Raw genomic sequence first — 20,692 nt, forward strand, 5'->3', positions numbered from 1 at the left:
CACCCGCTTGCCCCTGCACATCCGCGACGCCAGCGAGGCCGACATCCCGGCCATCACCGCCCTGTACGCCGACGAAGTCCGCGAACGCGTGGCGACCTACGAGTACGACGTGCCCGACGAAGCGGAGATGGCGCAACGCCTGCGCGCGGTGCAGGCGGCGGGTTATCCCTATCTCGTCGCCGAGCGTGACGGCCAGTTCGCCGGTTATGCCTATGCCAGCAGCTACCGCAGCCGCATCGGCTATCGCTGGACCGTGGAAGATACGGTCTATATCGCACCGGGACACCAGGGCCAGGGCATCGGCAAGGCGCTGTTGCGGCACCTGATCGACGCCTGCGAAGCGAAGGGCTACCGGCAGATGGTGGCGGTGATCGGCGAGCCGGCGAATGGCGCCTCGGTCGCGCTGCATGAAAAGCTCGGCTTCCGCACCGTCGGCGTTTTCCAGGGCCTTGGCCGCAAGCACGGCCGCTGGCTCGATACCGTGCAGATGCAGCGCGCGCTGGGCGCGGGCGACGGCACGGCCCCTTCCGATGAATGACACCATGAACGACCCCACGCCTTCCTCCGCGCTTGCCGCGCACGACCCACTGGCCGGACAGCCGCACCAGATCGTCGAACGCGACGGGGTCCGTTATACCTTGCTGGGTACCGCGCACGTCTCGCGCAGCAGCGTCGACGCGGTGCGCGCCGCCGTCGCCAGCGGCGCCTACGACAGCGTGGCGATCGAACTCGATGCCGGTCGCCTGCAGTCGCTCACCGATCCCGACGCGCTGGCGAAGCTGGATCTCATCAAGGTGCTGCGCGAAGGCAAGACCCACCTGTTCGCCGCCAACCTCGCATTGGCCGCCTACCAGCGTCGCCTGGCCGAGCAACTGGACGTGGAACCGGGCGCGGAGCTCAAGGCCGGCGCCCTCGACGCGCGCGCGCGTGGCCTGCCGGTGCACCTGATCGACCGCGAAGTCGGACTGACCTTCAAGCGCGCCTTGAACCGGCTGAGCTGGTGGGGCCGCGCCAAGATCAGCGCCGGCATCCTGGCTGGCATGTTCGCCGACGAGGAAGTCGGCGATGCGGAAATCGAAAAACTGAAACAGGGCGACATGCTGGAATCCAGCTTCGGCGAGTTCGCCCAGGACAATCCGGCCCTGTACGAAACCGTGATCGCCGAGCGCGATCGCTACATGGCGACCCGCCTGCGCCAGGCCGGCAGCCATCAGGGCGCGGGCGAACGGCCGCACGAAATGCTGGCGGTGGTCGGCGCCGGCCATCTGCACGGATTGGCCCGCCACCTGCGCGAAGACGCCGACGAGCCCGCCGCGACCCTGGCCGAGCTCGAGCACATTCCCGAGAAGAGCAGCATCCCCTGGTTCACCCTCCTGCTGACCACGTTCGTGCTCGGTGGTTTCGCCTGGGGCTTCTATCGCGGTGGCGTCGACGTCGGTTCCGATCTCATCGTGCAATGGGTATTGGCGACGGGTGTGCTCGGCGCGCTGGGTTGCGCCCTCGCCGGCGGGCATCCGCTCAGCATCGTCGCCGCCTTCATCGCGTCCCCGCTCACCCCCCTGCATCCCGCGCTGGCGTCCGGCACGGTCAGCGCGTTGGTGGAAGCGAGTTTGCGCAAGCCCACCTATGCGGATTTCATGGCACTGCGCGATGACGTGCAGACCGTGCGCGGCTGGTGGCGCAACCGGGTGGCGCGCATCCTGCTCAATTTCTTCCTGACCAGTTTCGGCACCGCCATCGGCGTCTGGACCGGTGGCCTGCGGATGCTCGGCAAGCTGTTCGGCTGATTCCGGTTCCCGAATGCACGCGCGCGCGCCGCTCGCCTCCCTGCGCCGGCAGTTGCAGGCCTGGCATGACGACCGGTCGCTGCGGGTGCCTCAGGAGTGGCGTCGCCGTGGTGACGTGCTGGATCGCCTGGAAGCATCCGTTTTCCAGGCGGAGGCGGCACTGGCGGGGCCATCGGAAGCCTTGCGCGGTGAACTGGAGGATATCCAGCGCGCCTTCTGTGCCGGCCTACGCGAAGCCATCCGCCGTGGCGATGGGGCCGATACGCTTTCCGCGCTCGCCATTGCATACGATGGCGACGCATCGGGGGGTGACGACTACGACACGCTGGACGCGCTGATTGCCGAGGTGCTGGCGCCCGATGTGCCGCCGGCCGAAGCCGGCGCGCTGTTGCCGGACATGGTGTTCTACCAGCCCACCCCGGCGCGGCACCTGTTCGCACTGTTGCGCCGGCTGGATCTGCGCGCGGATGACGTCCTCGTGGATCTGGGCTCGGGACTGGGCCATCTGCCCTTGTTGGCCGCCATCCTCACCCCCGCCGCCTGCCTGGGCGTGGAACTCGAACCCTCCTACATCGCCTACGCTCGTCGCAGCGCTGAATCGCTGGGGCTGCGACAGGCACGATTCACCGCCGCCGACGCATGCACCATCGACCTGGAGACCGGCACGGTGTTCTACCTGTATTCGCCCTTCACCGGCGCGATGCTCGCTGACATGCTGCGGCGCCTGGAATGGCGGGCACGGGCCAGACCCTTGCGGGTTGCCACCCTTGGGCCTTGCACGGCGGAGGTGGCGAAGATGCCCTGGCTCCGGACCGGCGACGTCCTGCGCGGCGGTCTCCCGGTGGTATTCCACAGCTGCTGAAGTCGCAATTCGTCCCACAGCGTCGTGCAGTTGTCGGCATAAATGGGAATGACTATCATTTGCATGAATGAACACCAACGCCGCCGGCATGGATGGATACACCCGCGTCTTCGTTCGCGAGCGCCAGCGCATCGTCCACCTCGTCCGGCGCATCGTCGGCTGCGACAGCACCGCCGAGGACATCGCCCAGGACACCTACCTGCGGCTCAAGGACCGCGATCTGGGGGAGGCCGATCTGAGCCTGATGTTCCGCACGGCCCAGAACCTGGCACTGGATTACCTGCGCGCGCGGCGCGTGCGCACCGAGCATGCGCGACAAAGCGCGCACGACGACACCACGCCCGCTTCGCCGGAGCAGGCGGCGGATTCGCGCACGCGTCTGGACGGACTCCTGCGGACGCTGCGAGCGCTTCCGCCTCGCACCCGCCAGATCTTCCTCATGCAGCGCGTGGACGGCTGGACCTATCCGCAGATTGGCCGGGCCCTCGGCGTATCGACCAGCACCGTGGAAAAAGAGATGATGCTGGCCATGCACCGTTGCCGTGATTTCCTGCACAGCCATGCCATGGCCGAGTCAACCTCGCCCGCGGACAAACGTTGCAGCATGACGACCTGATTCGCGTTCCCCGCATTCCGCTCCCCAGGCCCCCATGTCGGCACCCCACGAGAGCTCCTCCCCGCAAGAGCAGGCCATCGCCTGGTATGTCCGCCTGCATTCCGGCGCACCGATGCAGGCGAGCGAACAGGCCCGTTTCCTGGCGTGGCTCGATGACCCTGCGCATCAGGCAGCATGGGAGGACACCCTGGACCTGTCGGAGCAACTGGAGCAGCCCGCGCGGATGCTCGCACGCGAGCGGGACGGCGTCCCCCCTCGCGCGCCGGTTGATGTCACCCACGGATCGGCGCCCTGGTGGCTGGCCGGCGCACTGGCCCTGACCTGCGCGGGCATCTACCTGTTCCTGCGCTGAGAGGCCTTCCCGTCGATTGAGTGATTCCCGTTGCCGGCGCGTTGTACGTCCGCACCCCACGCGGTGCGAACACCACGCCATCTCAGGAATCACCCCATGTCCCCCACCGTCGTTCCCACGCTTCCTTTCCGCCATCCCCTGGCGCAGGCGATCGCGCTCGCCTGCGCCCTGCTGCCGGCGTTCGCATCCGCACAGGCCTCTTCCGATGGACCGACCACGCTCGGCGCCATCGAAGTCCACGGCGAGAAGGAGAACAAGAACTCCTACACCGTCCGCGAAACCAGCAGTGCCACCAAGCTGGGCCTGTCGCTGCGCGAAACCCCGCAATCGGTCACGGTGATCACCCGTCAGCGCCTGGACGACATGGGTCTTTTCAGCCTGTCCGGCGTGATGCAGCAGGTCACCGGCGTGTTCGTCCAGTACACCGATAGCGAGCGCGTCAGCTACAACTCGCGCGGCTACGCGATCAACAACATCCAGGTCGACGGCATGCTCAACACCGGCGGCTACGTGAAGGCCGACGGCGATTCGGCCGTGTACGAGCGCATCGAAGTGGTGCGTGGCGCGACCGGCCTGACCACCGGCGCCGGTGATCCGTCCGGCACCATCAACCTGATCCGCAAGCGGCCCACTTCCGAATTCGCGATGAGCACGGGGCTCACCGTGGGCCGCTGGAGCAATCATCGCTTCGAGACCGACATCAGCGGTCCCTTGGGCTGGAACGGCCGACTGCGCGGAAGGCTGGTCGCCGCCAAACAGCAGAGCGACTCCTGGCGCGACTTCTACGCCCTGGACAAGAGCGTGCTGTACGGCGTGATCGAGGCTGATCTGACACCGCGCACGCTGCTCACCGCCGGCTACGACTATCAATCGCCCGAAACCCGGGGCGCCACCTGGGGCACGGTGCCCTACTGGATGGCCGACGGCAGTCTGGCGCGCTTGCCCCGCAGCACCAACCTGTCGGCGAAGTGGAGTTCCTGGCCACGCGAGGATCGCCAGGCCTTCGCCCGGCTGGAGCAGTCCTTCGCCAACGGCTGGCTGGCCCGGCTCGCCTATACCGCCGCGGACAGCGACACCGACGGCTACATGTTCTACGGCGGCGCCGGCTTTCCGCGCGCCGACGGCAGCGGCATCACCGTATGGAACTCCTACTTCCTCGGCAGTACCCGCAGCGATGCGCTGGAGTTCAATGCCAGCGGCCCGCTGCGCCTGTTCGGCCGCGAGCACACCCTGCTGTTCGGCTACAGCACGCTGACCCAGCGCGAGTACACGCCCTACACCGAGAACGTGCTGCCGGCCGGCTATGCCAGCTGGGACGACTATCTGCGCATTCCCGACTGGCGCAACTGGGACGGCAACGTGCCCCGCTTCAGCAGCATCCGCTATGGCCATGACAGCTATCGATCGCGGGTCAAGCAGACCGCGGGCTTCTTCGCCGCGCGCCTGAACTTCACCGATGCGCTCAAGGCGGTGGTCGGCGCGCGCTACAGCAGTTGGGAAACCGCAAGCGAGGAACGCTACAACCCCGCAGGAACCCTGGAAGCGCGCAACGGCTACAAGGTCGACGACGTGCTGACGCCGTACGCGGGCGTGCTCTACGACATCAACGACAATCTGACCGCGTATGCCAGCTACACCAACATCTTCAAACCGCAGGAATACCGCGACAGGAACAACCGCTACCTGGATCCGATCGAAGGCAACAGCTACGAGCTGGGCCTGAAGGGCGAATTCTTCAAGGGTGGCCTGAACGCCAGCGCCGCTGTGTTCCGCAGCGAACAGGACAACCTGGCCGAGATCGACGATTCGGTGCCGCCGCGGATCATCAATGGGTCGCCGACCTACGCCTACAAGTCCACCGGCAAGGGCAACAAGGTGGAAGGGTGGGAACTGGAGGTGCAGGGCCAGATCAACGAGGACTGGAACATCGCCGGCGGTTTCACCCACGCCAAGGCGGAAAACGCGGCCGGCGCGCGCATCAACACCATGCAGCCGGTCGACCTGTTCCGGCTTTCCACCTACTACCGCCTGCCCGGTCGCTGGAATCGCCTGAGCCTCGGCGGTGGCGTCACCTGGCAGGGCAAGCTCACCGGGACCGGCAACCGCCCGACGGGCGCATACAACCCGAACGGCACCCCCATCACCCAGCGTGCGCCGCTCGAGCAGGCGGCCTTCCATCTGCTCAATCTGTCGGCGAGCTATCGCTTCAGCGACAACGTCACCGCCAGCCTCAACATCAACAATCTGCTGGACAAAGACTACTACAGCCGGATGGGCTTCTATAACGGCGTGCATTGGGGCGAACCACGCAACATCACCCTGAATCTACGGATCCGCCTGTAATCCGGAACCGTCGCCGCGTCGCATCCACACATGATTGAGGGATGCCGGATCCTGGCCCGTTGTAGCGGGATGGACACCGGCGTCGACCGCGTCGGCCGCCGCCAGGGAAGGCGGCGCCCGGGCGGGTGGCGGTGCTGCCCGCCCATTTCCCGCTTTCAGCCCGGATTGTTCGTGAACGTTCCTTCCTCCCCGTTTCCTCGACGCCTTGCCGGAGTGATCCGGCATCCGCGCGTCGGCACCGCGTCGCGCAGTCTTGCCGCCATCCTCGGCGGCTACGCGCTGGCGGCCACCACCTCCTCCTTTCTCGCCCTCGCATTGCCGATGGACCGTGCGCAAGCGGTGCTGACCGGCATGCTGGTGGCGATCGTGGCCTGCGCCTGCGCGGCGCTGTGGGCCTTCGCCGTGCGCACGGCGTGGCGCGCCTGGCTCGGCATCGGCCTGCCCGCGGTGATGATGGGCGTGGCGAGCGGATGGTTGGGGGCGCCGGCATGAAGCAGGGCTTCCGCCAATCGATGGCCTGGCTGCATACCTGGACCGGCCTGCTGGTGGGCTGGCTGTTGCTGCTGATCTTCATGGCCGGCACCGCCAGCTACTACCGCGAGGAAATCAGCCGCTGGATGCGGCCCGAGGTGCCCGCCACGCAGACGCGCGGCGGCGTGGCAGCCGATCACGCGCTGCGGTACCTGCAACGCCATGCCGCGAAGGCGGAAAGTTGGACCGTCACCCTGCCGGACGAACGCAACGGCACGCTGCGGATGTTCTGGCGCAATCCCGAATCCGCCTCGCCTCCCGAAGCGGGCAAGCATCGCGGCCGTCGCGGTGGCCGCTTCGGTGACGCCACCGTCAATCCGGACACTGGCGAGGCCATCGCTACGCGTGAAACACGGGGCGGCGACTTCTTCTATCGGCTGCATTTCGACCTGCACTACATCCCGGTGGTGTGGGCACGCTATCTGGTCGGCTTCTGCGCGATGTTCATGCTGGTGGCGATCATCACCGGGGTGATCACCCACAAGAAGATCTTCAAGGATTTCTTCACTTTCCGTCCCGGCAAGGGCCAGCGCTCGTGGCTGGATTTCCATAACATCAGCGCGGTGATGGCGCTGCCCTACCACGCGATGATCACCTACACCGGCATCGTCACCCTGATGTTCATGTACCTGCCCTGGGGCGTGCAGGCCGCCTATCCCGGCGACGAGGACGCCTTCTTCAGCGCCGCGTTCGCCCGGTTCGGGGATCCGCGCGAAGCCGCCGGCCAAGCGGCGCCCGCCCCTCCGATCGCGCGCCTGCTGGAGGACGCGCAGCGGCGGTGGCAAGGACGCGAGCCCGGCGGCTTCACCGTCCATCATCCCGGCGACGCGAACGCGGTGGTGGACGTCTACCAGCGAACCGGCAAGCGTCTGTCGGTAGACACGCCGTCGCTGCGCTTCGACGGCGCCACCGGCGCGCTCCTGGATGCCAGCCCGGCGCCCGGCGGCGCCACCCGCACGCGCGGCGTGATGTACGGCCTGCATCTCGGACGCTTCGCCGATCCGCTGCTGCGCGCGCTGTTCTTCCTGTCCGGCCTGGCCGGCTGCCTGATGGTCGCCAGCGGCGTGATCCTGTGGGCGATCAAGGAACGCCCCAAGCATGCGAAGGCCGGACGCATCGGCTTCGGCCTGCGACTGGTGGACGCGCTGAACATCGGCGCCGTCGCCGGCCTGCCGATCGCCTTCGCCGCCTATTTCTGGGGCAACCGGTTGCTGCCCTTGGCGCTGGCCGATCGCCCCTCGGCGGAGGCCGATGTGTTCTTCCTCGCCTGGGCGGCGGCGCTGCTCGCCGCCTTCGCATGGCCCCGGCGGAGCATGTGGGCGTGGCAACTCTACGTAGGCGCGTTGTCGTTCCTGCTGCTGCCGCTGCTCAACGCATTGACCACCGACGCCCACCTGGGCGTTTCCATCGCGCGCGATGATTGGACCATGGCCGGATTCGACCTGACCCTGTTCGCGCTGGGCGCCGGCCTGGCCTGCGCGGCGCGGCGCATGCAGCGCTGGCGGCCACCGGTCAGCGCGGCGGAACGCCGCCGACAGGCGGCTGCATCCGCGGAGGGCGCCGCGTGACTCCCTTCCTGTTCCTGCTGCTGGTGACCCTCTGCTACACCGGCTTCACCGCGCTGTGCCTGTCGATGGAAAAACACCAGATGGATCTGCATGGTGCGGCGCGGGCCGGCGCGCGGCGCATGCGGGCTTGGCGCGGCCTGGGATGGACCCTGCTCGCGGCGACCCTGTTGATCGCGGCGCGGGCCGACGGCTGGGCGCGTGGCCCGGTGGCGTGGCTGGGCGCGCTGACCGCGGCTGGCCTGTTGCTGAGCCTGTGCGTATTGCCCTACCGCCCGAGATGGCTGGCGGCAGTGGCCTGGGCGCTGGGCGGCCTGACCCTGCTCTCGGCGCTGCTGCCGCGCCTGGCGTGAGCGCGCCTTTCCTTCCCAGTTCCGCTTCCGGAGTTCTTCGATGAGCCTGCATGCGATCGAACGCGTCACCCATGTTCACCACTGGAACGACAGCCTGTTCTCGTTCCGCACCACCCGTGATCCCGGCCTGCGTTTCGAGAGCGGCCATTTCGTGATGATTGGCCTGGAAGTCGAAGGCCGGCCACTGATGCGGGCCTACAGCATCGCCAGCCCTCACTGGGAAGAGCACCTGGAATTCTTCAGCATCAAGGTCCAGGACGGACAACTGACCTCCCGGCTCCAGCATCTGCGGATCGGGGATCCGGTGCTGATCAGCCGCAAGCCCACCGGAACGCTGGTCCTGCATGATCTCCACCCCGGCCGGCACCTTTACCTGCTCGGTACCGGCACCGGCCTGGCACCGTTCATGAGCATCATCCAGGATCCGGAAACCTATGAGCGCTACGAGAAGATCGTCGTCGCGCACGGCGTGCGCCACGTCAGCGACCTGGCGTACTCGGATTTCATCGAACGGGAATTGCCTGCCCATCCGTTCCTGGGTGAACAGGTGCGCGGGAAACTGATCTACCACCCCACCGTGACCCGTGAAGCCTTCCGCAATCATGGCCGCCTCACCGCGCGGATCGCCGACGGCCGTCTTGCCGCCGCCAGCGGCCTGCCGCCCCTGGACCCGGCATGCGACCGCTTCATGATCTGCGGCAGCCCGTCGATGCTTGCCGAGATCCGCGCGTCGCTGGATCAACGCGGATTCCGGTGCTCGCCCCGCACCGGCCATCCCGGTGACTACGTGTTCGAACGCGCGTTCGTGGAGAAGTAAAAAGGAAGGCCGGCTGACGCCGGCCTTCCTTGTGCAGCTTCCGTCCCGCCTCAGTCCGTATGCAGGGCGGTCAGGCTGGCCGCGGCCGGCGCATCGCCCTTCCCGCGCGCGCGCCGCAGCGCCCGCACCGTCCCGCTGCGCAGATCATCGAGCAGCGCGTAGATGGTCGGCAGGAACAGCAGGCTGACCACCGTGGAGAACGCGAGGCCGCCGGCGATGGCGCGCGCCATCGGGAAGTACGGCGGGCCGTCACCGGCCAGTTGGGTATTGCTGATGGCAATCGGCACCATCGCCAGGATGGCCGTTCCCATGGTCATCATGATCGGGCGCAACCGTTCGCGGCTGCCTTCCACCAGCGCCTCGGTCCGGGACATGCCGCGCCGTCGCAGGTTGTTGATGTGCTCGATCATCACGATGCCGTTGTTCACCACCACACCCATCAGCACCAGGATGCCGATGAAGGCCATGATGTTGAACTCGGTCCCGGTCAGCCAGAACAGCCAGAACACGCCCAGTACCGAGAACAGAACGCCGCTCATGATGGCCGAGGGGAACAGCAGCGACTCGAACACCGCCGCCATCACCACGTAGATCATGATCAGCGCGATCAGCAGGTTGAACATCATCTGCTGCATGGCTTCCTGGTCTTCCTGGAACCCGCCGCCGTCGAAGCTATAGGTGTAGCCCGGCGGATAGGCCAGTGGCTTCAGGGTGTCCTCCATCGCCTTGCGGGCGTCCGGCATCGACACCTTGTCGGCCAGGTTGGCCTGGATGGTCAGCGTGGTCTGGCGATTGGAACGCTGGACCTCGTTGGCCGAGGGCTTGATGGCCACATCGACCATTGCCAGCAGCGGCACCGTGCGGCCATCGGGCGCGCGCACGGTGAACGATTCAAGATCCTCGGAGCCGTAATGCTCGGCCCCGGAGAAGCGCACCCACACCGGCACCTCGTTCTCGCCGCGACGGAACTCGCGCAGCGGCGCCCCGCGCAGGGCAAGTTCGACGAAACGGCCCACTTCCTGCGCACTGAAACCGAACGCCAGCGCACGCTCGCGATCCACCCGCACGGCCAGTTCGCTGTTGCGATCGCCGCTGTTTACGCGCACGTCGGTCAGTTCCTTGCGCTTGGCCAGGATCGGTACCACCTCGTTGGCCAGTTCGGTCAGGGTCTGGGTGGAATCGCCCACCAGTTGCACCGACACGCTCTGCGCCTGCTGGCCGCCACCGCCGCCCGGACCGCCCTGGTCGCCGATGCCGACGTTGGCGCGCGCCGACTTGGGCAGGTCCTTGCGGATGGCGTCGACCAGTTGCTTGCTCTCGGTGATGTCCTTGGTGTCGAGCTTGATGTTGGTGCCGCCCCAGCCCTGCTCGCTGAAGAACGAGTAGATCTGGGTGATCTTGAAGCGCTTGCGATTGGCTTCCAGATAGGCCTCGATCTTGCCGACTTCCTGCGACATCTGCTCCTTGGTATAGGCACCCTTCCACTGGTAGAAGATCCGGGTTTCACCGGCATCCTCGCCGCCGAACATGTTGGTCTTCATCTGGGTCATCGGCAGCACGCTGGCGGCGATGATCAACAGGATGCCCAGTACGCTCCAGCCGCGATGGGCCAGGGTCCAGCGCAGCAGGCCGGCATAGCGGCGCTGCATGCGCGGGATCAGGCCGTCGGGCTTGCTGACCGCCGGCGGCGTCTTCAGCCGCGCGGAAATCATCGGAATCAGGCTCACCGCCACCAGCCAGGACGCCAGCAGCGACACCGAGATGGTGATGGCGATCTGGGACAGGAAGATGCTCAGCATGTTGCGTTCGCCGAACATGGTCGGCACGAACACGATGCAGTGGCAGAGCGTGCCCGCCGACAGCGCGATGGCGACATGGCGGGTGCCGATGATCGAGGCCAGCACCGGTTGTCCCGGCATCCGTTCGCGTTCCTGGTAGATGCTCTCCACCACCACCACCGCGTTGTCCACCAGCATGCCCACCGCCAGCAGCAGGCCCATCATGCTGAGGATGTTCAGGGTGACGCCGGCGAAATACATGAAGCCCAGGGTCATCACGAAGCAGATCGGAATCGCCAGGGTCACCATCAGCGTGGACGGCCAATGGCGCAGGAAGAAGAACAGCACCGCGATCGACAGCACCAGGCCGATGCCGCCGGCCTCGGCCAGGCTCAGCAGCGAGGACGTGACATTGTCGCCCTGGTTGTCCATCACCAGCACCTGCACGTCGTTCAATGCCGGGCTCTCGCGGATCGCCTCCACTTCCTTCAGCGCCGCGCTGGAGACTTCCACCAGGTTGGCATTGCGCTCCTTGAAAATGTCCAGGCCCACCGCCGCGCGCCCGTCCAGGCGACGCCCGTAGTCCATCCGTGCCGGCTTCAGCCGCACCTCGGCGATGTCGCCCAGGCGCAGGCCGCTGTTGTTCAGCACCAGCGAGCGCAGTTGTTCCAGATCGGCCAGTTCGCCCACCGGCTGCACCCGCAAGCGACGCCCGCCGTCGGTGATCTGCCCGGCCGAAACCGAGAAATTGACCGCCTGCAGTCGCGTGGTCAACTCGTTGAGGCCGAGGTTGTGCGCGGTCAGCCGATCCGGCTCGATCGCGATCTCCACCTCGTTGGCCGGCGCGCCGGAGACTTCCACCCGCGCCACGCCGGGGATGCGTTCCAGCCGGCGCTTGAACTCGCGGTCGATCATGTCGTACGCGCCGGTCAGGTCGGTAGTGCTGGCCAGGCGCACCCGCAGGACAGGCTCGTCGGTGGTGGAGAATTTGAAGACGAAGTAGCGCTGCAGATCATCCGGCAGATCGTCGCGGATGGCGTCGATGCGCTCTCGCGCCTCCGAGGCGGCGATGGCCACGTCGCGATTCCAGTCCGAGAACTGGATGAAGATGTTGGCCCCGTCCGAGCGCGCGGAGCTGTCCATCCGCTTGATGCCGGTCATGGTCGAGAGGGTTTCCTCGACCGGCCTCAGCACCGTGCGCTCGACCTCTTCCGGGGTCGAGCCGGTGTACGGCAACTGCACCATGATGAACGGCGGCGACACGTCCGGGAACGCTTCCAGCGGCAGCCGGATCGCCGCGATCATGCCGATCACGAACAAGGACACGAAGAACATGACCGTCGTGACCGGCCGCTTGATGCTGAACTCGGCGACGCTCATGCGTGCTCCGCGGCGGCCTGACCGCCTTCACCATCGATGCCCTCGGCCGGGGCGCGGTTGCGACGGCCACGCTCCAGGTAGTACTCGTCTGCGCGGCGATCCAGCAGGTTGTAGACCACCGGAATCACCAGCAGGGTCAGCAGGGTCGACACCAGCAGGCCGCCGATCACGGTGATGGCCATCGGCGAACGCACCTCGGCGCCCGGGCTGCCGAACAACGGTGCCACCGCCAGCGGCAGGAAGCCGAACAGGGTGCACAACGTGGTCATCACGATCGGCCGCAGGCGGGAACGCGCGCCTTCGATCAGCGCCTCGCGCTTGGCCACGCCGGCTTCGCGCAACTGGTTCACCTTGTCGATCAGGATGATCGCGTTCTTCACCACCAGGCCAACCAACAGGATCAAGCCGATGAAGACCACCACCGACACCGGCGAGCGTGTCATCAGCAGCGCCAGCACCGCGCCGACCAGGGCCAGCGGGATGGTGAACAGGATTACGAACGGATGCAACAGCGATTCGAACTGCGAGGCCATCACCAGGTAGACCAGGAACACCGCCAGCGCGAACGCGAACAGCAGCGAGCGCACCGACTCGGCCAGTTCCTCGCCCTGGCCGCCGATGTGCATGCCGATGGCCGCGCCCAGCGGTTCCTTCGCCACCATGTCGCGCACCTCGGCGACGGCGCCGCCCAGATCGATGTCGCGCAGGTTGGCCGACACGATGGCCACCCGGATCTGGTCGGTGCGGTGGATCTCGCTGGGGCCGGTGGTCGAGACCACGTCGGCGACCGCGTCCAGGGTCACCGGCCGGCTGCTGCCGGGGTTGACGATCAGGCGGCGGATGCTCTCCACGCTGGCGCGATCGGTTTCCTGCGCGCGCACCAGCACGTCGATCTTGCGATCGCGGAAGCTGTAGCGGGTCGCCACTTCACCACGCACCTTCTTGACCACCACGTCGGCGATCTGGCGGGTGGTCAGGCCCAGCGCGCCGGCACGCTCCTGATCGAAGCGGATCTGGATTTCCGGAAAGCCCTCCTCCACCGTCGACTTGACGTCGGCGTAGTGCGGATTGTTGCGCAGCATCGCTGCCAGCTTGCGGCCGGCCTGCTCGATCGACGCCAGATCCTGGCCGCGCAGCTCCACTTCCAGCGGGGTGGAGAAACTGAACAGTTCGGGACGGGCGAAGTCCACCTGCACCCCGGCCTTCGAGGCCATGGTGCCGCGCAGGCGCTCGGTTTCCTCGGCCTCGATCTTCTCGCTGCCGCCTCCCGCCATCACCACCGTCAGCTTGCCGATGTTCTCACCGCTCTCGGTCGGGCTGGCATCCAAGCGGGTGCCGCTGCCGCTGACGCCATACAGCGATTGCACGCCGTCATCCTTGGCATGCTTCTCCTGCAATTCGCGGACCAGCGCGTCGGTTTCCTTCAGCGGCGTGCCCGGCGGCAGCTTGACCGTCATCTCGAAGCGGTCCTGGGCCAGCTGGGGAATCAGATCCGCACCCAGCATCGGCACCGTCAGCAGCGTCAGGCCGAACGCGGCGGCGGCGAAGCCCAGCACCAGCCAGGGTCGTGCCAGCGAGGCCGGCAACAGCCGCAGGTAAGCCCGCTCGGCGCCGTTGTACGGCTTCATCACCAGATCGCTGATCGTGCGCATGATCGGACCGACCACGGCCACCAGCCCCCGCCACACTTTCACCACGAACCAGGCGATGCCGAAGAACAAGGACCGGAACACCAGCCCGATCAGATGTCCGACGAAGGCGAACGGCCGCTGCCAGGCCGATTTCGGCTGCCAGCGCGGATGCGGCGCTTCCTCGGGGAACGCCAGCGGCGGGCGGCCCTTGAGCGAGCTGAGCATCGGGATCAGGGTCATTGCGACCACCAGCGAGATCGCGATGGCGATCGCCACGGTCAGCGCCTGATCGCGGAACAACTGGCCGGCGATGCCTTCCACGAATACCAGCGGCAGGAACACCGCCACCGTGGTCAGGGTCGAGGCCACCACCGCCATGCTCACTTCGCGGGTGCCGGCGATCGCGGCCTGGAGGATTCCCAGTCCGCGCTCGCGCGCCTTGGCGATGCTTTCCAGCACCACGATGGAGTCATCCACCACCAGGCCGGTCGCCAAGGCCAGGCCGCCCAGCGACATGACGTTGAGGCTCAGGCCCAACTGGCCCATGAAGAAGAAGGTGGTGATGATCGACACCGGCAGCGACAGGCTGATGACGAACGTGCTCCAGCCGTCGCGCAGGAACATGAAGATGATCAGGATCGCCAGGATGCCGCCGATGACCGCGTCCTTCTTGACGTCGGCAATCGCGTGCTCGATGAAGAGCGACTGGTCCTCGATCGTGGTCAGCTCGACGTCCGGCGGAATCTGGCTCTTCAGTTCCTCCAGCTTCTTCTTGACCGCATCGGCCGTGGACACGGTATTGGCGTCGCCTTCCTTGTAGATGGCCAGTTCCACCGCTTCCTTGCCGGCCAGGCGGATGATTGCCTCGCGTTCCTTGTAGCCTTGGCGGACATCCGCGACATCCTTCAGCCGCACCGCCATGCCGCCGGCGATGGCGCTGGTGTCGCTCGAGGACGCGCTCTGCACCGAAGCCGCCGCGGCCATCGCCGCCGCCGAACCGGTGGATGCGGCAATCGCCGCCATCTGCGCGGCCGCCGATTGCGCGGCGCTGCTGCCGCCGTTGGTCTGCGCGGTGATCAGCATCTCGCGGATTTCGTTGACCGTGGCGAACTGGTTGACCGTGCGCACCAGGTATCGCTGCGAGCCTTCTTCCAGCCGGCCGCCGGAGATGTTGATGTTCTCCTGCTGCAGGCGCTGGATGACGTTGTCGATCGGCAGGTTCAGCTGGGCCAGCTTCTGCTGGTCGATGTCGACCTGGATCTCGTCTTCCAGGCCGCCGCCGACCTTGACCGCGGCCACGCCCTCGACGGGTTCCAGCTTCTTCTTCAGATCGTCGTCGGCGTAACGGCGCAGCTCGGTGAGCAGCCGTACCGCATCAGCGTCATTGGCCGGCGCGTTCTTGTTGGACAGCGCCAGGCGGATGATCGGCTCGGTCGACGGATTGAAGCGCAGCAGCACCGGGGCCTTGGCCTCCAGCGGCAACTGCAGCACTTCCATCTTGTCGCGGACTTCCAGGCTGGCCTGGTCCATGTCCGTGCCCCAGGCGAATTCCAGCACCACGTCGCTCTGGCCGGTGCGCGAGACCGACTTGAGCTTGCGCAGGTTCTTGACCACGCCCAGCGCTTCCTCGACCGGCTCGGAAATCAGGGTCTCGATTTCCGACGGCGCGGCACCGGTGTATTCCGTGCGCACGGTCAGGGTGGGATAGCTCAGATCCGGCAGCAGGTTGACCTTCAGGCTGCCGAGGGCGATGAAGCCGAACAGCAGCATGGTGACCGTGATCATCGCGATGGTCACCCGGCGGCGGGTGGAGAACTCCACCAGGCCGCCGCCCAGCCGCCCCTGCGGCTGGGAATCGTGGGGATCCGGATGGCCGCTCATTGCTTGCTACCGGCCTTGGCTGCCTGGTCCTTCGCCGCCACCGCCTTGGGTGCCGGATCACCAATCACCTGCACGGCACTGCCATCGCGCAGGGCGACCTTGCCGGCGGTGACCACGCGGTCACCGGCCTTCAGTCCCTCGCGCACTTCCAGCCATTCGCCATCGGCGTAGCCCAGCTTGATCGGCACCCGCGCGGCCTTGCCGTCGCGGACCACGAACACCGCCGGGTCGCCATCGTCCAGCAGCGCGATGCGCGGCACCACCAGGGCGTCGGCGCGCTGGTCGTAGTCGATGCGGATGCGGCTGAACATGCCCGGTTGCAGGGTCTTGTCGGCGAACGCGCAGACCACCCGGAAGGTGCCGCTGCCCGCGTCCACCACGCTGGCCACGCGATCGACCACGCCTTCGAAGCTCTTGCCCGGCAACGCATCGGCCTGCAGCAGCACCGGCAGGCCGGCCTTGAGAGTCGCCAGTTCGCGCTCGGGCACGTTGAGGGTGGCTTCCAGCTTCGAGTTGTCGACGATGCGGAAGATCGGGGTGTTGATCTGGACGAAGTTGCCGGTCTTGATCGAGCGCGAGGCGATCATGCCGGAAATCGGCGCCACCACCGTGGTGTAGGACAGTTCCAGCTTGGTCAGGTTGTACTGCGCGCGCGCGTTCTCCAGATCGAACTTGATCTGATCCACGTCGTTGGCGCTGATCATCTGCTGGTCGACCAGCTGGCGGGCGCGGTGATAGTTGTTTTCCAGCTTGCGCATCTGCGCCTCGGCCTGGGCAACGGCCAGGCGCGCACGGTCCGGATCCAGCCGCACCAGCGCCTGGCCGGCGCTGACCGCCTGGCCTTCCTCGACCATCACCGCCAGCGCGACGCCGGAGGTCTTGGCGACCACCTGCGACTCGGCGCGCGGCTCCAGGGTGGTGGTGCCGGTATAGCTGGCCGCCACCGCGCGGCGGGTGGCCGCGACGGCTTCCACCGGCACGGCGTCGGCGGCCTTGGCCTCGGCACCGTTCTTGGCCTGGGCTTCGGGTGCCGGACCGCCGCCCTTGCAGGCGGACAGGACCAGCATGCCGCAGAGGACGGGCAGCATCGCCAGGCGCAGGTGGGAGCGGCCGGATTGGGGGTGGGCTCGGGACATGGGGTGGACCGTGGTGGTGTTGTTTAGGTGTTGTATCAAGGTATATCACCCGTTCAGCGCGATTCATGCGCCGAAGGTCATGGTGACCAGCGTCCGTAATGGCCGCTTTTGCGGCGATGGCATGCGCGATGCGCGCCGGGAACCGACTGTCGCCAAGCGTGCGTCAGCCATGCGGCACCGGGATGACCGTCCGGCGGATGGCGGCATTCGTGACGTTAACGTTATACTCCGCGGAGCCAAGCGCTGCGGTTGGACGCGGCGCGCGCAAATGAGAGTCCCGGATTAACGACATGATGCGACCGCTTCCGCTCGCCGCTTGCCTTGCCTTGGCCGCCGCCCTGCCGATGGCCCTGACCGCCCAGACCCCCACCAGCGAAGCGGCCCCCGCGCCGGCTCCCGCTGAAGCGGCTGCGGCACCTGCCCCCGCCGCCGCCCCGGCTGCCGCGCCGATCACCGGCAACGCCGACAAGGGTCGTACCCTGACCTACACCTGCCAGGGCTGCCACGGCATCACCGGCTACAAGAACGCCTACCCGAACTACCACGTGCCGCGCATCGGCGGCCAGTCGGCGGAATACCTGATCAATGCGCTGACCGAATACAAGAAGGGGGCCCGCAAGCACCCGACCATGCAGGCGCAGTCCGAGAGCTTCTCGGATCAGGACATCGCCGACATCGCCGCCTTCCTTTCCACCGTCAAGTAATCGCCATGCCCAACGCCAAGCACGCCCAGCGTCTAGCCATCGCCCTGCTCGCCGCCCTCGCCCTGGCGGCATGTTCCAAGGTGGAAACCAATGAAACCGCCGCGGCCGATCCCGGCCACGCCAGCGGTGAGCACGGTTCCAGTTCCTCCGCCGGTCTGCCGGCCGGCCGCATCGCCGCCGGCGAACAGTTGGCCAATGCCAAGGGCAAGGCCACCGGCCAGAGCTGCATCGACTGCCACGGCGCCGAGGGCAATGCGCCGATCGACGGTACCTACCCGAAGCTGGGTGGCCAGTACGCCGACTACATCGCGCATGCGCTGCAGGCCTACCGTGCCGGTGATCGCCAGCACGCCCTGATGTCGCCACAGGCCACCGGCCTGAGCGATCAGGACATTTCGGACCTGGCCGCCTATTTTGGCTCGCGCGAATCCAAGCTGCGCGATCTGCACGGCGTGCACTGACGCGCGGCGGGAAAACTTCCTCGTCCCGGAGACGGAGCCGCAAGGCTCCGTTTCTGTTCGTGGCGTCTCCAGGAGGTTCCCCCACTCCTTCCGGACCGCGGCCAGCCGGGAGAATCGGAACCATGCCCCCAACCCATGCGGATGAAGGCAGGCGGCGCGGGGATGATCCAATGGCGCCGGGAGAGATCAGCCAAGCAGTGCCTGCCGGGTGGGCCGGACTCAGGAATCGGTGGGAATGGGCGTGCGCTTGACCGGGATTTCCGGCGGCGGCCGCGCCGAAGCCGGCTGTTCGCTGAGGTTGGGATCGAACAGGCCGCAGCCGCCTCCCAATTGCAGCACCGACACCACGCAACGGATCTTCTTGCTGGTGCCCGGAATCGGAATCACCGCTTCGCGGATGTTGCGCCGGACCCATTCGGCCAGCAGCGACTCGTTCGGTACCCAGTACTTGTCGAAACTGGTGGGCTCGTAGTCATAGGGCGCCCGCTGCAACCAGGTTCCCGAACTGTCGATCTTCTCGCGCGTCCATTGATCGTTGCCTCCCCCCGGCCCGCCGCGATCGGCGGTGGCCGGGCCGCTGCCGCCCGCGCCTTGCGGTACGCGTACGCTGCCATCGGCATTGAACAGGCCCGGTTTCCGCCCCGCATTCGCACCGCTGTCGCCGGCCACGTTGCGCTGCGAGGCCCCCCAGTCGTCGCCCCGTTGCGGAGTGGCCCAACCACCACTGCGATCGGCCTGCGCCGGCCCGGAACGGGTCGCCCCCGGCTGCACACCGGCGCCGGTCGTGGGCGTGGCTGCCTGCGAACCGCTCCCGCTGTCGCGCGTGACACTGGGCGCCGGTGTACTCGCGGTCGCGGCGGCTCCCGTCGTCGTGGCCGTGCTCGGGGCGGCAACCTCGCGTTCGCGCACGCCCGGCGCCGGACGTTGCAGGTCGCGGATCGGTGCCACCCGGGTCGGTACCTGGGTGGTGCGCACCTGTGGCAGCGGTGCGGCGATCTCGCGCTCCTGCACCTGCGGGACCGGCCGCGCCAACTGCGGCGTGGCGATCCCGCGCTCGGCGTTCACCCGCGGCACGGTCGGCGTTTCCAGGACGGTGATCTCGCGCTGCGGCACGCTCATCTCGCGTGGCGTGATGGTCGGCGCGGTGACCGGATCGCGTCGCAGGTTCGGGGGCGGCAGGACGTAGGCGCGGGTGGGTTCCGGGATCTCGGTGACCTGGACCGGCTGCGGCGCCTGTGGCGCGGGTTCGCTGACCTCGCGTTCGCGGACCTGCGGTGTTTCGGTCGCCAGGCTCGGCGATGGCGGCACGATCTCGGGCATCCGGCGGGGCGTGGCGACCGCGCTCGCCTCCTGTGACGCCGCTTCGCCTCCGGAGGCCGCCGCTGCCGGGGATGTGGTCGCCTGCGGCGCGCCGCCGCCGGTTTCCTCGGGCGTGCCGCGGCCAACGAACTCCACCTGCACGCGACTGCTGTCGCCGGCATCGGCCGGTTGCGGCGGCAACCGCACGATCGCCACCCAAAGCAGCAGCAACACGAACAGCAAATGCATCAGCAAGCTGGTGGAACCCGCCAGCCAGCGGATGCCGCGCTCCTCGCGCGGAGGCGGGTCCCAGTCCTGGTAGAACAGCGAACGCAGCCCGCGCCAGAAACCCAGCGCCGGCGCGATCGGGCCCGGCGGACGCGGCGGGCGCGCCGCCAGATCCGACACGATCGCTTCGGACTTTTCGCGGCTGATGATGCCCAGGCGTTCGGGCAATGCGCGCAGCCACAGGCCCCAGCCATACGGCAGCCGGGTATGACGCTCGAGCATCGGGGCCGCCTTGCGCGGCAACAGCGCCTGGATGATGAGTTCGGCGGCTCGCGTCACCGGCGCGTGGCTGCGTCAGGCCGCGTTGCCGCGGGGGATGTAGGGAGCCGAACCGGTTTCGTGATCGGTGGCGTCACGTACCGCCGTCACCCCGGGCACGCGCGCGACCAGGGTTTTCTCGATGCCCTGCTTGAGGGTCACGTCGGCCATGCCGCAGCCGTGGCAACCACCGCCGAAGCGCAGGTAGACCACGCCGTCGCCGGTGACCTGCTCCACCGCCACCTTGCCCTTGTGCTGGGCCAGCTGCGGATTGATTTCGTTCTCCACCACCCAACGCACGCGCTCGACCAGCGAAGCCGAGTCGGTCGGCGCCTCGCCCTTGATCTTCGGCGCCTTGATGGTGAGCTGGGTGCTCGCGCCCTGGAAGACGTAGTCGATCTCCGCGCCGTCCAGCCAGGCCACGCTGCCCGCATCCACGTACACGGTGAATCCATCGCAATCCACCGCCCACTCGTCGCCCGCCAGGTCACGCGGTTCGGCGAACTCCAGGCGCGCATCCGCGCGCGGCGTGCCGGCATTCACCGCGCTCAGCCGGACACCGAGCCCGGGCAGCGCCTCGCGCTCGATCAGTTTGCGGAAATGGGCCTGGGCGCTGTCGGAAATCTGGATCATGCGGGGTATTCTAGCGT

At 67.4% G+C, this 20,692-nt stretch carries 17 protein-coding genes; 12 read left to right on the forward strand and 5 right to left on the reverse strand.

Annotated elements, in window-relative coordinates:
- Positions 1-7 precede the first annotated feature (7 nt).
- From AC3DE2_RS17335 to AC3DE2_RS17380, 10 genes are all read left to right on the forward strand, one after another.
- Entirely contained in the window at positions 8-538 is a 531-nt protein-coding gene (locus AC3DE2_RS17335) for a GNAT family N-acetyltransferase (RefSeq protein ID WP_295377544.1), read from the forward strand.
- Positions 531-1,787, forward strand: coding sequence for a TraB/GumN family protein (locus AC3DE2_RS17340; protein ID WP_488427198.1), 1,257 nt, complete (start codon positions 531-533; stop codon positions 1,785-1,787). The genes AC3DE2_RS17335 and AC3DE2_RS17340 overlap by 8 nt, the downstream gene beginning before the upstream one ends.
- 13 nt (positions 1,788-1,800) lie before the next feature.
- Positions 1,801-2,649 carry a hypothetical protein gene (locus tag AC3DE2_RS17345; RefSeq protein ID WP_488427199.1) on the forward strand — a complete coding sequence of 283 codons (849 nt, stop codon included), beginning with the start codon at positions 1,801-1,803 and terminating at the stop codon, positions 2,647-2,649.
- A 67-nt stretch (positions 2,650-2,716) separates the two neighbouring features.
- Complete coding sequence (locus tag AC3DE2_RS17350) at positions 2,717-3,265, forward strand: RNA polymerase sigma factor (protein ID WP_488427200.1); 549 nt, start codon at positions 2,717-2,719, stop codon at positions 3,263-3,265.
- Positions 3,266-3,299: 34 nt separating this feature from the next.
- A complete protein-coding gene (locus tag AC3DE2_RS17355; protein ID WP_295377552.1) occupies positions 3,300-3,617 on the forward strand; it encodes a DUF4880 domain-containing protein in 318 nt (105 codons plus the stop codon).
- A gap of 96 nt (positions 3,618-3,713) precedes the next feature.
- Positions 3,714-5,960: a TonB-dependent siderophore receptor gene (locus tag AC3DE2_RS17360; RefSeq protein ID WP_488427201.1), complete on the forward strand. Its 2,247-nt coding sequence runs from the start codon at positions 3,714-3,716 to the stop codon at positions 5,958-5,960.
- A gap of 171 nt (positions 5,961-6,131) precedes the next feature.
- Positions 6,132-6,452: a DUF3649 domain-containing protein gene (locus AC3DE2_RS17365; protein ID WP_488427202.1), complete on the forward strand. Its 321-nt coding sequence runs from the start codon at positions 6,132-6,134 to the stop codon at positions 6,450-6,452.
- The gene (locus AC3DE2_RS17370) at positions 6,449-8,059 is read left to right on the forward strand and encodes a PepSY-associated TM helix domain-containing protein (protein WP_488427203.1); all 1,611 of its coding nucleotides are present in this window, start codon (positions 6,449-6,451) and stop codon (positions 8,057-8,059) included. The genes AC3DE2_RS17365 and AC3DE2_RS17370 overlap by 4 nt, the downstream gene beginning before the upstream one ends.
- Positions 8,056-8,409, forward strand: a complete 354-nt coding sequence (locus AC3DE2_RS17375) for a DUF3325 domain-containing protein (RefSeq protein WP_488427204.1) — start codon at positions 8,056-8,058, stop codon at positions 8,407-8,409. The genes AC3DE2_RS17370 and AC3DE2_RS17375 overlap by 4 nt, the downstream gene beginning before the upstream one ends.
- Before the next feature lie 40 nt (positions 8,410-8,449).
- The gene (locus AC3DE2_RS17380; RefSeq protein WP_488427205.1) at positions 8,450-9,226 is read left to right on the forward strand and encodes a ferredoxin--NADP reductase; all 777 of its coding nucleotides are present in this window, start codon (positions 8,450-8,452) and stop codon (positions 9,224-9,226) included.
- A gap of 50 nt (positions 9,227-9,276) precedes the next feature.
- Here AC3DE2_RS17380 and AC3DE2_RS17385 read toward each other — a convergent pair whose 3' ends face one another.
- From AC3DE2_RS17385 to AC3DE2_RS17395, 3 genes are read right to left on the reverse strand one after another with little or no spacing between them, the layout of a single operon-like run.
- Entirely contained in the window at positions 9,277-12,384 is a 3,108-nt protein-coding gene (locus AC3DE2_RS17385) for an efflux RND transporter permease subunit (protein ID WP_488427206.1), read from the reverse strand.
- The gene (locus tag AC3DE2_RS17390; protein WP_488427207.1) at positions 12,381-15,896 is read right to left on the reverse strand and encodes an efflux RND transporter permease subunit; all 3,516 of its coding nucleotides are present in this window, start codon (positions 15,894-15,896) and stop codon (positions 12,381-12,383) included. Before AC3DE2_RS17390 ends, AC3DE2_RS17385 begins: the two co-directional genes overlap by 4 nt.
- Positions 15,893-17,032 carry an efflux RND transporter periplasmic adaptor subunit gene (locus AC3DE2_RS17395; RefSeq protein ID WP_488427208.1) on the reverse strand — a complete coding sequence of 380 codons (1,140 nt, stop codon included), beginning with the start codon at positions 17,030-17,032 and terminating at the stop codon, positions 15,893-15,895. Before AC3DE2_RS17395 ends, AC3DE2_RS17390 begins: the two co-directional genes overlap by 4 nt.
- Before the next feature lie 293 nt (positions 17,033-17,325).
- Between AC3DE2_RS17395 and AC3DE2_RS17400 the strand changes: the two genes are divergently transcribed.
- Positions 17,326-17,736 (forward strand): c-type cytochrome, encoded by a 411-nt coding sequence (locus AC3DE2_RS17400; protein ID WP_295382266.1) that lies wholly within the window; start codon positions 17,326-17,328, stop codon positions 17,734-17,736.
- A 5-nt stretch (positions 17,737-17,741) separates the two neighbouring features.
- A complete protein-coding gene (locus tag AC3DE2_RS17405) occupies positions 17,742-18,197 on the forward strand; it encodes a c-type cytochrome (RefSeq protein ID WP_295382262.1) in 456 nt (151 codons plus the stop codon).
- Positions 18,198-18,416: 219 nt separating this feature from the next.
- On the opposite strand, the gene AC3DE2_RS17410 is transcribed toward AC3DE2_RS17405, so the two are convergent.
- Positions 18,417-20,063 (reverse strand): hypothetical protein, encoded by a 1,647-nt coding sequence (locus tag AC3DE2_RS17410; protein WP_295382260.1) that lies wholly within the window; start codon positions 20,061-20,063, stop codon positions 18,417-18,419.
- A gap of 15 nt (positions 20,064-20,078) precedes the next feature.
- Positions 20,079-20,675 (reverse strand): NfuA family Fe-S biogenesis protein, encoded by a 597-nt coding sequence (locus tag AC3DE2_RS17415; protein ID WP_295382259.1) that lies wholly within the window; start codon positions 20,673-20,675, stop codon positions 20,079-20,081.
- Positions 20,676-20,692 lie beyond the last annotated feature (17 nt).

The organism is Pseudoxanthomonas sp. 68-E7 (assembly GCF_057773145.1).